At 67.6% G+C, this 12593-nt stretch carries 11 protein-coding genes; 5 read left to right on the top strand and 6 right to left on the bottom strand.

The window, feature by feature from the left end; translation table 11 throughout:
- Positions 1-918, top strand: coding sequence for a ZIP family metal transporter (locus ACNQFN_RS06920; RefSeq protein ID WP_068635543.1), 918 nt, complete (start codon positions 1-3; stop codon positions 916-918).
- Positions 919-976: 58 nt separating this feature from the next.
- Here the strand turns inward: ACNQFN_RS06920 and ACNQFN_RS06925 are convergent, their stop codons facing one another.
- From ACNQFN_RS06925 to ACNQFN_RS06935, 3 genes are all read right to left on the bottom strand, one after another.
- Entirely contained in the window at positions 977-3046 is a 2070-nt protein-coding gene (locus tag ACNQFN_RS06925; RefSeq protein WP_418648369.1) for a M3 family metallopeptidase, read from the bottom strand.
- Positions 3047-3160: 114 nt separating this feature from the next.
- Positions 3161-3934 carry a DUF2189 domain-containing protein gene (locus ACNQFN_RS06930; protein ID WP_068635545.1) on the bottom strand — a complete coding sequence of 258 codons (774 nt, stop codon included), beginning with the start codon at positions 3932-3934 and terminating at the stop codon, positions 3161-3163.
- Positions 3935-4102: 168 nt separating this feature from the next.
- Positions 4103-5038, bottom strand: a complete 936-nt coding sequence (locus tag ACNQFN_RS06935) for a phosphoribosylaminoimidazolesuccinocarboxamide synthase (protein ID WP_068635569.1) — start codon at positions 5036-5038, stop codon at positions 4103-4105.
- 302 nt (positions 5039-5340) lie between these two features.
- Here ACNQFN_RS06935 and ACNQFN_RS06940 point away from each other — a divergent pair, with 302 nt between their 5' ends.
- Positions 5341-6213: an AraC family transcriptional regulator gene (locus ACNQFN_RS06940; protein WP_068635546.1), complete on the top strand. Its 873-nt coding sequence runs from the start codon at positions 5341-5343 to the stop codon at positions 6211-6213.
- On the opposite strand, the gene ACNQFN_RS06945 is transcribed toward ACNQFN_RS06940, so the two are convergent.
- Positions 6145-6741: a LysE family translocator gene (locus ACNQFN_RS06945; RefSeq protein WP_068635547.1), complete on the bottom strand. Its 597-nt coding sequence runs from the start codon at positions 6739-6741 to the stop codon at positions 6145-6147. The genes ACNQFN_RS06940 and ACNQFN_RS06945 overlap by 69 nt on opposite strands.
- 542 nt (positions 6742-7283) lie before the next feature.
- Here ACNQFN_RS06945 and ACNQFN_RS06950 point away from each other — a divergent pair.
- Complete coding sequence (locus tag ACNQFN_RS06950) at positions 7284-7637, top strand: hypothetical protein (protein WP_245650853.1); 354 nt, start codon at positions 7284-7286, stop codon at positions 7635-7637.
- Positions 7638-7658: 21 nt separating this feature from the next.
- Here the strand turns inward: ACNQFN_RS06950 and ACNQFN_RS06955 are convergent, their stop codons facing one another.
- A complete protein-coding gene (locus ACNQFN_RS06955; RefSeq protein ID WP_068635548.1) occupies positions 7659-8966 on the bottom strand; it encodes a DUF3422 family protein in 1308 nt (435 codons plus the stop codon).
- Positions 8967-9202: 236 nt separating this feature from the next.
- Here ACNQFN_RS06955 and ACNQFN_RS06960 point away from each other — a divergent pair, with 236 nt between their 5' ends.
- Entirely contained in the window at positions 9203-10630 is a 1428-nt protein-coding gene (locus tag ACNQFN_RS06960; RefSeq protein ID WP_245650854.1) for an NfeD family protein, read from the top strand.
- Positions 10627-11397, top strand: a complete 771-nt coding sequence (locus ACNQFN_RS06965; protein ID WP_068635550.1) for a slipin family protein — start codon at positions 10627-10629, stop codon at positions 11395-11397. Before ACNQFN_RS06960 ends, ACNQFN_RS06965 begins: the two co-directional genes overlap by 4 nt.
- A gap of 116 nt (positions 11398-11513) precedes the next feature.
- Here ACNQFN_RS06965 and fba read toward each other — a convergent pair whose 3' ends face one another.
- Entirely contained in the window at positions 11514-12578 is a 1065-nt protein-coding gene (gene fba / locus ACNQFN_RS06970; protein ID WP_068635551.1) for a class II fructose-bisphosphate aldolase, read from the bottom strand.
- Positions 12579-12593 lie beyond the last annotated feature (15 nt).

Below are 12593 nucleotides of genomic sequence, written 5' to 3' on the forward strand. Positions count from 1 at the left end.
ATGGACGAGACGCCGACACTGGATTCACCACCGCCCTGGTGGCGCGGCCGGCGGCCGAGGCAATGGCTCGGCCTGGTCATTTGCCTGGCGGGCGCGCTCGTCCTGCTCGTGCAGAGCTGGCGCTTCGTCCAGGGCAATCAGATGGTGCTGAACGCGCTGATCGGCGGCTCGGTGGCGGCGCTGGCGACCGCGCTCGGTACGCTGCCGGTGCTGTTCTCGCAACGCCTGTCCGAACGTGTGCAGGACAGCCTGTTCGGTTTCGGTGCCGGCGTCATGCTGGCGGCCAGCGCGTTTTCGCTCGTCATTCCCGGTCTGCAGGCGGCGCAGGATGCCGGCAGCTTCGGCGGCGGGCCGTGGGCGGCGGGTGCGGTCGTCGGCATTGCGGTCCTGCTGGGTGGCGTCGTTCTGCTGGCCATGGATCGCCTGCTGCCGCACGAGCACTTCATCAAGGGCCGCGAAGGCGCGGTGGCGCAGAAGCTGCGTCGCACCTGGCTGTTCGTGTTTGCGATCGCGCTGCACAACCTGCCCGAAGGGGTGGCGATCGGGGTCGGTTACGCCGGCAACGAAGGCATGCGGGCCAACGCGCTGGCGATGGGCATCGCGATCCAGGACGTGCCGGAAGGGCTGGTGGTGGCCGTCGCGCTGCTGGCGGCGGGCTATCGGCGCGCGGTCGCGGTCGGGCTGGGGATCGCGTCCGGCCTGGTCGAGCCGGTCGGCGCCGTACTGGGCGCCGCGGTGGTCGGCTACTCGGCAGCGCTGCTGCCGTGGGGGCTGGGTTTCGCTGCCGGCGCGATGCTGTTCGTGATCAGCCACGAGATCATCCCCGAATCGCACCGCAAGGGGCACGAGGCTTATGCCACGGCGGGGCTGATGATCGGTTTCGTGCTGATGATGGTGCTGGACACCGCGCTGGGCTGATGTTGCCGAATGCCGCTGCCCGGTCATGGGCGGCGGCATTCGGCCATCAGGCTTTCATTCAGGCGTCCACCATGCCGCTGTGGCGCAGCAGGGCGTCGACCTTCGGCTCGCGGCCGCGGAAAGCCTTGAAGGATTCCAGCGCCGGGCGGCTGCCGCCCACGGCCAGGATCTCGCGCCAGAAGCGCGCGCCGGTCTCGGGATCGAGCAGGCTGCCCCTGCCGGCGCCGGCCTCCTCGAAGGCTTCGAAGGCATCGGCCGACAGCACTTCCGCCCACTTGTAGCTGTAGTAGCCCGCTGCGTAGCCACCGGCGAAAATGTGCGAGAAGCTGTGCGGGAAACGATGCCAGGCGGGCGGGATCATCACCGCGACTTCCTTGCGCACTTCGTCGAGCAGCGCCATCACGCGTTCGATCGGCACGGGGCCGGCGGCGGCATCCAGCTCGCCGTGCAGGCGCAGGTCGAACATCGAGAACTCGAGCTGGCGCACGGTCTGCATGCCGCTCTGGAAGTTCTTCGCCGCGATCATCTTGTCGTACAGCGCGCGCGGCAGCGGCTCGCCGGTATCGACATGGGCGGTCATGCCTTGCAGCACGTCCCATTCCCAGCAGAAGTTCTCCATGAACTGGCTGGGCAGTTCGACCGCATCCCACTCCACGCCGTTGATGCCGGACACCGCCAGTTCGTCCACCTGGGTCAGCAGGTGGTGCAGGCCATGGCCGCACTCGTGGAACAGCGTCAGCACGTCGTCGTGGGTGAAGGTGGCGGGCTTGCCACCGACCGGGCCGGGGAAGTTGCACACCAGATAGGCGACCGGCGTGTCGCTGCCCCAGGTGTCGCGGTGGCGGCTGCGGGCCGAATCCATCCAGGCGCCGCCGCGCTTGGTCGGGCGTGCATGCAGGTCGAGATAGAAGTGGCCGACCAGCTCCCCTTCCTTCTCGATGCGGAAGAAGCGCACGTCCGGATCCCATGCCGGCGCTTCGTCGGGCAGGATGTCGACGCGGTACAGGGCGCGGATCACGCCGAACAGGCCGTCCAGCACCTTGGGTTCGGGGAAGTACTGCTTCACTTCCTGGTCGGAGTAGGCGTAGCGCTGCTGGCGCAGCTTTTCCGAGGCGTAGGCGACATCCCAAGGCTGCAGCTCGGCAAGGCCGAGTTCCTGGGAGGCGAAGGCACGCAACTCTTCCAGGTCGCGCTCGGCGAAAGGCTTGGCCTTGGCCGCGAGGTCGCGCAGGAAGCCGAGCACCTGCTCGGGCGTGTCGGCCATCTTCGGCACCAGCGACACTTCGGCGAAGTTGCGGTAGCCGAGCATGCGCGCTTCCTCGTCGCGCAGCGCGAGGATGCGGCCGATCAGCGGGCCGTTGTCGAGTTCGGCATCGCCCAGCTCGGAGGCGCGGGTGGCGTAGGCGCGGTACATGCGCGCGCGCAGCTCGCGGTCGTCGGCGTACTGCAGCACCGGCAGGTAGGAGGGCATCTGCAGGTTGAACTTCCAGCCCGGCCTGCCTTCGGCTTCGGCGGCGGCGCGGGCGGCTTCGCGCGCGTCGTCGGGGATGCCGGCAAGCTGGGCTTCGTCGCCGATCCATTCCGCATGGGCGTTGGTGGCGTCGAGCAGGTTTTCGGAGAACTTTGCCGCGAGCTGCGACATTTCCTCCTGGATCGCCTGGAAGCGCGGCTTCTGCTCGTCAGGCAGTTCGGCGCCGGACAGGCGGAAGTCGCGCAGCGCGTGTTCGAGGATGCGCTGGCGCACCGGCGACAGGGTGGCGAATTCGGGGCTGTCGCGCAGCGCCTTGTACTTCTCGAACAGCGCCAGGTTCTGGCCGACTTCGGCATAGAAGCGCGAGATGTCCGGCAGCATGGCGTTGTAGGCTTCGCGCCATTCCGGCACGTCGAACACGCTGTGCAGGTGGCCGACCACGCCCCAGGCGCGGCCCAGGCGTTCGCCGGCCTCGTCCATCGGGCCGACGAAGCCGTCCCAGGTCGGCGTCGCCGGATCGGCGGTGAGGCGTCCGATCAGGCGTCGGTTTTCATCGATCAGGTGCTCGATGGCGGGTTCGACGTGCTCCGGCTTGATGTCGGCAAAGCGTGGCATGCCGGAAAAGTCGAGCAGGGGATTGGCAACGGCATCGTTCATTGGGCTGAATCTCGGTGGCGGTTGTGAATTGCGGGCCAGGGCGGGCTATTGTGCCGGAAAAAATGCCACGGGCGCCGCAGCCGGCGCCCGTGCATCCCCATGCCGGTACGGCAGTCAGTCGATCATGTCGCGGTAGGCATGCCAGGTTGCATGGCCGAGCAAGGGCAGCAGGACGATCATGCCGACCATCATCGTGGCGAAGCCGGCCGCGACCAGCGCGACGATCAGCGCCGCCCACAGCGCCATGGCGCCAAGGTTGACGGCCACTGCGCGCAGGCTGGCCATGGCTGCGGTGATCGCGTCGGTGTCGCGGTCCATCATCATCGGGATCGCGATTGCCGACAGCGCGAACACCACCGCGGCCAGTATGCCGCCCGTCGCCATGTAGGCCAGGACGAAGGAAAGGTGTTCACCGGACAGGAAGATGTCGCGGAAGAAATGCGTCACTTCCGGCAGTTCCCTGCCGTAGAACAGCGCGAACAGGATGGCCGACATGCGTTCCCAGCCGATCAGGGTGATGGCGAGGAAGGCGCCGAAATAGGCCATGCCGTCGCTGTGGCGCCACAGGCCGCGCAGTGAGTCGGTCAGCGAGGCGGGTTCGCCGCGTTCGTGGCGACGGGATATTTCGTACAGCCCCGCCGCTGCGATCGGGCCGATCAGCAGAAAGCCCGAGATCGCCGCGGTAAATAGATAAGGCGTGGTCGCGGCGTAGGACAGGATGGCGTAGCCGATCGCGGCGAGGACGAGGCCATAGCTGAGGCTGGCCCCCAGGTTCGCACGCATGTCGCTCCAGCCCATGCGCAACCATTGGAAGGGGCGTGATGTATCGACTTCCCGTATGCGGGGCAGGTGGAAATGCTGTTCCAGCGAGTTGAACGGCTTGTCCATGGCAACCTCCGGTGATCTGACGTGGGTCGAACACACCGCACCGCCATGCCGGACGGCACATGGCGGTGTCGGGTTGCCTCTGAGACCAGGAAAAGAACCGCGAGTTCGGGAATGCGAGTCGTTCGCGTCGCGGCGCCGATGCCGGGCTGGCGTCGGCGCCGGCAGGCTTCAGTCGAGCTTGTAGCCCGTCAGCCGCTGGTAGGCGTCGCGGTATTTTTCCGCCGTATGCTCGATGACGTCGGGCGGCAGCCTGGGGCCGGGGGCGGTCTTGTCCCAGTCGAGCGTTTCCAGGTAGTCGCGCACGTACTGCTTGTCGAAGGAGGGCGGGCTGATGCCTTCACGGTAGCTGTCGGCAGGCCAGAAGCGCGAGGAGTCCGGCGTCAGCGCCTCGTCGATCAGGTGCAGGGTGCCGGCGCCGTCGATGCCGAACTCGAACTTGGTGTCGGCGATGATGATGCCGCGGCCGGCGGCATAGCTGGCCGCTTCCGAGTACAGCGCGATCGCGGCCTTGCGGGCCTCTTCGGCGAGCTGGGCGCCGGTCTTGCCGGTGCCGGCGAGCACGTCCTTCAGCATCGTGTCGCAGCGTTCCTGGGCCTGCTCGAAGGAGATGTTCTCGTCGTGCTCACCGGCCTCGGCCTTGGACGAGGGCGTGAAGATCGGCGCCGGCAGCTTCGCCGCCTGCTGCAAGCCGGGGGGCAGGGCGATGCCGCAGATGGTGCCGGTGGCCTGATAGTCCTTCCAGCCCGAGCCGATCACGTAGCCGCGCACCACGGCTTCGATCGGCAGCGGCTTCAGGCGCTTGACCACCAGCGCACGGTCGCGCACCTGGTCGCGCTCGTCGGCGGCGACCACGGTTTCGGGGTCGATGCCGGTGAGCTGGTTGGGCAGGATGTGGCCGAGCCGCTCGAACCAGAAGTTGGCCAGCGCCACCAGTACGCGGCCCTTGTCCGGAATCGGATCGGGCAGGACCACGTCGAAGGCCGACAGGCGGTCGCTGGTGACGATCAGCAGCTTGTCGTCGTCGATGGCATAGATGTCGCGTACCTTGCCGCGGCCGAGCAGCGGCAGGCTGGTGATGGAAGTTTCGAACAGGGGAGTTGCCACGGTGGGGCCTCGCTTGCTGGCAAAGCGGGAATTATAGGGGAGTGCCGTGCGCTGCGCGCCGTCGTGGGCGATGCGGCGGGATGTGATCGGCGTCACCCGGCAAATCCGGTCCCGAGGCCGGGCAGCCTTCCGCTCCACCGCCGGCCAATGCCGTGCCCGAGCCCGGGTCGCCCGCGCTGTCCTTCGCAGCGCTCGGCTTGCTGGCGCTGGCCCGTCGCGGCCGGGTGTGCAAGGGCCGAGGCTTGCCGCGGGCCGGCGGCACGCTACACTTCGGTGGAATACGCCGTGCCTGCGAGCCCTTCATGAGCCATCCCGTCTTCTGGCGCGATCCCGCGCTGCCCCATGTCGAACTGAGAAAAGTGGATGACGGCCGGACCGTCTGCTATGCGCCCCATGCGCATGCGGAATGGTCTCTTGGGGCGATCGTCGGCGGCGAGAGCAGCTTCGTCTGCGGGCGGCGCAGCTACCACGTCGAAGCCGGCACGCTGGTGCTGATCAATCCGGAGTCGGTGCATGCCTGCAACCCGGTCGAAGGCCGGCCATGGGCGTATCTGATGCTGTATGTCGATGCGAACTGGCTTGCCGGTCTGCGCTGCCGGCTCGGTTTCGCCCGCACCCGGGTATGGGAAGACTTGTCGCCGGATGTGTCGCGCGAGCCCGCTGTCTTCGATGCCTTCACCGGGCTTGCGGCCTGCCTGCTCGATCCTGCGCTGTCCGCGAGTGCCAAGAACGCCCGCCTGGTCGCTTTCCTGGCGGGCCTGATGCCTCGCCTTTCGGCTCGTGGCGCGGCGAGGAAGCCGCCTGCGCAGCTGCGCGCGGTGGCGGACTATCTGGATGCGCATTGCGCCGAGGAGGTATCGATCGATGCCTTGTGCAGGCAGGCCGGGCTCAGCCCCGGCCATCTGATCCGCTGCTTCAAGCAGCATTTCCGGCTCACGCCGCACGCTTATGCGATCAATCGCCGCGTGCAGCTCGGCCAGCGCGCATTGCGGCGCGGGCAGCCGATCGCCGATGCCGCGCTCGAAAGCGGCTTCGCCGACCAGCCCCACTTCCAGCGCGTGTTCAAGCGGCTGCTGGCGGCCATGCCGAGGCAGTATCGCCGGATTTCAGTCGACCAGCAGGAAGATGCAACTGCCCGCGAGCAGGACGGCGAGCACGCGGTTCAGCGTGCGTAGCACGGACGGACGGGCGACCTGCCGCCGCAGGAAGGCGCCGGCATAGACCCAGCAAGCGAGCGAAACCCAGCAGATCGGGGCGTAGAGTGCGGCGAACAAGGCCAGTTCGCCCGGCGCCGCGCCGCTGGTGTAGGCGCCGATGCCGGAAGCGGCAGCCAGCCAGGCTTTCGGATTGAGCCACTGCATGAGCGCCCCGGTGGTGAAGCCCGGCGGCGCTTCAGTGCCGCGGTCGGCCAGCCTGCCATCGTCCTTCACGAGCTGCCAGCTCAGGTAGAGCAGGAAAGCGACGCCGCCCCAGCGCAGCAGCAAGGTCAGCAGCGGCAGTTGTGCCATCGCCGCGGCAAGCCCCAGGCCGACGGCGGCGAAGAGCGCGATGAAGCCCGCCGTCGCGCCGCTGACGAAGCCCAGGCTCGCCCGTATCCCGTAGCGTGTGCCGCTGCCGAGGCAGACCATGTTGACCGGGCCCGGGGATATCGACGCCGCGAGCGCGAACGCGGACATGGGAAGGATGACTGCTGCAAGGCTCATTCATGGGCCTCCGTTTGCTCGAAGGCTGTGAATGTCGCAGCGTCTGCCGTCCGCGGTATTGAACGGAATTGATGTCGGCGGCGGTTGTGTGGCACAGGCCAAATGCTGCAGCAGGAAAGTCCACCCTTTGCTGCGGGGGACGCCGGGGGCAGGTCCGATGGGACGGTCCAGGGAGCGATTCTGCCGGAAGCCCGGACGCCTTCCGGGTCCGGCCCGAAACCACGCCGTGAATTTCGCTTCCTCCAGTGAGGCACCGCCGCCCCGGTTTCTGCGTTTACGGGCTCTTCGCCGTACGCCGCCCTGCGCGGGGGAGGAAGTGCTCGACGTGGGCGGTAGGGGGTATTGGGCCGGAATTATCAGCGGGTAGAATCCCGGGATTCATTCACGCAGCCATGCTGCCGGACGATGCGTCTCCGGGCAGCCGCAAGGCGTTGCCCTGAGCCCCGAATACCAGCCGGTGAATCATGAGATCCTTCCTGACAAGACTTCTCGAATGTGCGACGGACAGGGCGCCAGCCGTCGGTTCGCGGGAAAGGACGCCAGTGATCTACAAGTTCAAGCGCGACGTGCTCTTGATCGTGGCGAAGCTGAACAATGGGGTCAGGCATCCTGATTGCGCCACGATCAAGCGACAGACCATGTTCGTGCAGTCCCAGCTCTTCCACAGCATCTATCACGACCCCGTGGTGCCCGAGGACACGAAGAAGCTGCTGATGGAATACCACCTCAAGAGCGTGCGGGCAACGATCGGCGATCTGCGCGGATCGCGCTCTCGCGACGAGGCGCAAGGGGCTGCGCCGCACGAAGTGCGTGATGCTGCTCGGGGGGAGCAGCCCGCCGCGGGCGAGGGCGAGCTGCGGCGTCCGGCGGAGCGCCGGCGCAGCCGGCAGTCCTGAGCGGCACCGGACCCTCGGTGCTCAGCCGTGGCCCTCGCCGTTGCCCAGCAGCTTGCGCATCCGCTTCAGTCCCATGAACACGAAGCCGGCGATCAGCGGGATCGACACCGCGGTGATCAACTCCGGCGTGGCAGGGAGGATGAAGTCCTTGGCGCCCTTGGCGACGTAGTTCACCAGTTGTGAGGCGTAGTAGGTGATCGCCACCACCGACAGGCCTTCCACCGTCTCCTGCAGGTGGAGCTGGATCTTGGCGCGGCGGTTCATCTGCGCCAGCAGTTCCTGGTTCTGGCGTTCCAGTTCGATATCCACGCGGGTGCGCAGCAGTTGCGAGTTGCGCGCGATCCGTGCCGACAGGTCGTCCTGCCGGCGGGCGATCGAGGTACAGGTGTCGATCGCCGGCACCAGGCGGCGGTCCATGAACTCGCTGATCGGCGAGAAGCCCGGCAGGCGCTCCTCGCGCAAGTCTTCGATGCGCTGGCGCACCAGCCGGTAGTAGGCGGCGGCGGCGCCGAAGCGGAAGGTGGTGAGCGCCACCGAACGTTCGACTTCGGCGGCGAGCCGCGACAGGCGGGCGAGGATCGCGCGGTCGTCCCCGGCACTGCGTGCCCGGTCCATGCCGACCATCAGATCCGCCAGTTCGTCCTCCGCGCGCGACACCAGGCGGCCGACCTCCTTTGCCACCGGAAAGGCGAGCAGGGCCATCACGCGGTAGGTCTCGATTTCGACCAGGCGCTGGGCGATGCGGCCAGCCTGGCGCGGCGTGAGATGCTCGTTCAGCACCAGGAAGTGCGAGAAACCGTCGTGCAGGTGAAAATCGGTCAGCACCCAGCCGGCGCCGCCGGCCACTCTCGAGGCGACCAGGGGATGGCCGTAGGGCGACTGCTGCTGCAGCACGGTTTCCAGGGGCAGGTCGGCGGCCCGGCGCATCTCGATGTGCGTGGCCGCGATCAACTGGCCGGGGATCGCGTCGAGCCAGGCGGTGGGCACGTTCAGCAGCGCGTAGTCGCCGTTGCCGGTGGTGGCCGGATCGATGCGGCGGAAGAAACAGTAGCTGGAAAACTCATTGTGCCGTTCCCATTTCAGGCGGAAACCACCCGTGCCGTGTGCGCCGACGCTCAGTTCGATGTGGCCGGAACCGGGGTCGGGCATGGGCAGGGCGAGTTGTTCGGCCAGTGCCCGCAGGTGGCCGGCTTCGCGTTCGGCGCTGCCTTCGTGGTGAGTGAAGGCGAGATAGGTGACGAAGGCCGGCGTATCCAGCGCGACCGGCGGCCGGGCGTGGATCTCGCCGCTGAGACTCCAGCGCAGGGGGTGTTGTTCGAACTGGGGCATGGCGTCCTGGAGCTTGGTTTTGCCCGGTTGCGGGGCTTGGGGGCACAATCTTGCCGATCGGCGCCGGACATGACAAGCACGCCCGTGTGCAAGCCCGGCCGGCATGCAGCGGCGCGATCGTTCGCCTATGCTTGAACTTTGGTGCCGCCCTGGCTTTCGAATAGGCACGGACATGCAAGGGCACCGGCGGAGGTCATGGCATGCGGGAACCCAGGGTTTCATCGTTCGGATGGCTGATGTGGGGATTGCTGGCTGCGCTCGTGATCGCTCTCGGCGGTGCCGTGGCCAGCGCCCAGGACAAGCGGGTGGTCGTGCTGCGTGTGGATGGCGTGATCGGTCCGGCCACTGCCGACTATCTGCACCGTGGGCTGGCACGCGCGGCCGAGCAGGGGGCGGAGCTGGCGGTGATCGAGATGGACACCCCCGGCGGGCTCGATACTTCGATGCGCCTGATCATCAAGGACATTCTGGCCTCGCCGGTGCCGGTGGCGACCTTCGTCGCGCCCGAAGGCGCCCGGGCCGCAAGCGCAGGCACCTACATCCTCTATGCCAGCCATGTGGCGGCGATGGCGCCGGCGACCAACCTCGGTGCGGCCACGCCGGTGGCGATCGGCATCGGCGGTGCGCAGCCGAGGCCGCCGGACACCGAAGCGGGTGCCGAATCGGACTCTGGAGCGGATGCCGCCAAGCCGGCCGGCAAGAACGATGAAGCCGGTGCTGCGCCGGCGCGGAAGCCATTGGCCGGCGGCGATGCGATGAGCGCGAAGTCGGTGGCCGATGCCGCCGCCTACATCCGCAGCCTGGCGCAGCTGCGCGGGCGCGATGCCGACTTCGCCGAGCGGGCGGTACGCGAGGCGGCCAGCCTGTCGGCGGACGAGGCCTTGCAGCAGGGCGTGATCGATCTGGTCGCCGCGGATCTGCCCGATCTGCTGGCCCGCCTCGATGGCCGGGAAGTCAGGCTCGGCAGCGGCACCGTCACGCTGGCGACGGGCAACGCGGTGATCGAGCGCCACGAGGCGGATCTGCGCAATCGCGTGCTGGCCGTGCTCGCCCATCCGCAGGTGGCGCTGATCCTGATGATGATCGGCATCTACGGCCTGTTCTTCGAGGCTACTTCGCCCGGCTTCGGTGTGCCCGGCGTGGCTGGTGCGATCTCGCTGCTGATCGCGCTCTATGCTTTCCAGCTGCTGCCGGTGAACTGGGCCGGCGTGGCGCTGATCGCGGTCGGCGCCGGCTTGATGCTGGCCGAAGCCTTCCTGCCGAGTTTCGGCGCCTTCGGCATCGGCGGCGTGATCGCCTTCGTCGTCGGCGGCCTGTTCCTGATGGATGCCGAGGCGCCCGGCTTCGGCGTGCCGCTGGCGCTGATCGTCGGCCTGGCGCTGGCCAGCGCGGCGATCCTGCTGGCGATAGGCGGTTTCGCCGCGCGCAGCTTCAAGCGGCCGGTGGTCAGCGGGCGCGAGGAAATGGCCGGCGCCGTCGGTACGGTAATCGGTCCGGCCGGCAGAGGCGACTGCTGGGTGACGGTGCATGGGGAGAGCTGGCGGGCGCGCAGCGAGGCGCCGCTGGCGGCTGGCACCAGGGTGCGCGTCGTCCGCCTCGACGGCCTGACCCTGGAAGTCGCCCCCGAACCCGTTTCCATCGATGCGAGGAGTAATGCGCCATGATCGACCTTCAACTGGGGTTCGCTCCCCTCATCATCCTGCTGCTGTTCGTGCTCGCCTCTTCGATCAAGATCCTGCGCGAGTACGAGCGCGGCGTGATCTTCCTGCTCGGGCGCTTCTGGAAAGTGAAGGGCCCCGGCCTGGTGATCGTGATCCCCGGCCTGCAGCAGATGGTCAAGGTGGATCTGCGCGTGGTGACCATGGACGTGCCGGCGCAGGACGTGATCTCGCGCGACAACGTCTCGGTCAAGGTCAATGCCATCGTGTTCTTCCGCGTGGTCGATCCGCAGAAGGCGATCATCCAGGTCGAGAACTACCTCGTCGCCACCAGCCAGCTCGCGCAGACGACGCTGCGCGCGGTGCTCGGCAAGCACGAGTTGGACGAGATGCTGGCCGAACGCGAGCGCCTGAATCTCGACGTCCAGCAGATCCTCGACGCCCAGACCGACTCCTGGGGAATCAAGGTGACCAACGTCGAGATCAAGCACATCGACCTCAACGAGAGCATGGTCCGCGCCATCGCTCGCCAGGCCGAGGCCGAACGCGAGCGGCGGGCCAAGGTGATCCATGCCGAAGGCGAAAAGCAGGCGGCGCAGACGCTGAGCGAAGCGGCCGAGATGTTGTCGCGCGAGCCGGCGGCGATGCAACTGCGCTATCTGCAGACGCTGACGCAGGTGGCCGGCGAGCACAATTCGACGGTGGTGTTTCCGGTGCCGGTGGAACTGCTCAGCGCACTGGCCGGCGGCCGCAAGGCGGCGGGCGGGGAATAGATTTGGACCGGATCGCCCAGGTGTATCGAATGCCCGGTTGCGCCTGGCCGCGTCGGGGCGTTCAAACGAAGAACGCGCCCTGAGGCGCGTTCTCGCGGTACTGCGGTGGGGGAGGCTCAGCGCACGATCTGGGCCAGTTCGCCGGCCTTGTAGCGCGCGGCCATCTTTTCCAGCGGGACGGCCTTGATCCTGCTGGCCATGCCGGCGCTGCCGAAGGCTTCGAAACGGGCCTTGCACACCAGCTTGGCGGCTTCGCGCGCGGGCTTGTTGAATTCGCGCGGGTCGAACTTGGATGGGTGCTCGACCAGGAACTTGCGCACCGCGCCGGTCATCGCCAGGCGGATGTCGGTATCGATGTTGATCTTGCGCACGCCGTACTTGATGCCTTCGACGATTTCCTCGACCGGCACGCCATAGGTTTCCTTCATGTCGCCGCCGTACTGGCGGATGATTTCGAGCAGCTCCTGCGGCACCGAAGACGAGCCGTGCATCACCAGATGGGTGTTGGGGATGCGGGCGTGGATGGCCTTGACGCGCTCGATGGAAAGGATGTCGCCGGTGGGCTTGCGGCTGAACTTGTAGGCGCCGTGGCTGGTGCCGATGGCGATGGCGAGCGCGTCGCAGTCGGTCTGCTTGACGAAGTCGGCGGCCTGGTCGGGGTCGGTCAGCATCTGCGAATGGTCGAGCGTGCCTTCGGCGCCGATGCCGTCTTCCTCGCCGGCCTGGCCGGTCTCGAGCGAGCCGAGGCAGCCGAGCTCGCCTTCGACGCTGACGCCGATGGCGTGCGAGAACTTGACCACTTCACGGGTGACGGCGACGTTGTAGTCGTAGGAGGAGGGGGTCTTGCCGTCTTCCAGCAGCGAGCCGTCCATCATCACGCTGGAGAAGCCGGAGCGGATCGCGCCCATGCACACTGCCGGGCTCTGGCCGTGGTCCTGGTGCATGACGACCGGGAGGTGCGGATAGGTTTCGACGGCGGCGTCGATCAGGTGGCGCAGGAAGGCTTCGCCGGCATATTTGCGGGCGCCGGCCGAGGCCTGCATGATCACCGGGCTGTCGCATTCGGACGCCGCTTCCATGATGGCCTGGACCTGTTCGAGATTGTTGACGTTGAACGCGGGCAGGCCGTAGCTGTGTTCGGCGGCATGGTCGAGCAGCTGGCGCATGGAAACGAGGGGCATGTAGGTTCTCCTGGT

Origin of the sequence: Thauera butanivorans (assembly GCF_048398245.1) — a bacterium.
Taxonomy (GTDB): domain Bacteria; phylum Pseudomonadota; class Gammaproteobacteria; order Burkholderiales; family Rhodocyclaceae; genus Thauera; species Thauera butanivorans.

Coding starts and splice junctions, on each gene's coding strand:
- ACNQFN_RS06920 (WP_068635543.1), top strand. CDS start 1: ATGGACGAGACGCCGACACTGGATTCACCACCGCCCTGGTGGCGCGGC.
- ACNQFN_RS06925 (WP_418648369.1), bottom strand. CDS start 3,046: ATGAACGATGCCGTTGCCAATCCCCTGCTCGACTTTTCCGGCATGCCA.
- ACNQFN_RS06930 (WP_068635545.1), bottom strand. CDS start 3,934: ATGGACAAGCCGTTCAACTCGCTGGAACAGCATTTCCACCTGCCCCGC.
- ACNQFN_RS06940 (WP_068635546.1), top strand. CDS start 5,341: ATGAGCCATCCCGTCTTCTGGCGCGATCCCGCGCTGCCCCATGTCGAA.
- ACNQFN_RS06945 (WP_068635547.1), bottom strand. CDS start 6,741: ATGAGCCTTGCAGCAGTCATCCTTCCCATGTCCGCGTTCGCGCTCGCG.
- ACNQFN_RS06955 (WP_068635548.1), bottom strand. CDS start 8,966: ATGCCCCAGTTCGAACAACACCCCCTGCGCTGGAGTCTCAGCGGCGAG.
- ACNQFN_RS06960 (WP_245650854.1), top strand. CDS start 9,203: ATGTGGGGATTGCTGGCTGCGCTCGTGATCGCTCTCGGCGGTGCCGTG.
- ACNQFN_RS06965 (WP_068635550.1), top strand. CDS start 10,627: ATGATCGACCTTCAACTGGGGTTCGCTCCCCTCATCATCCTGCTGCTG.
- fba (WP_068635551.1), bottom strand. CDS start 12,578: ATGCCCCTCGTTTCCATGCGCCAGCTGCTCGACCATGCCGCCGAACAC.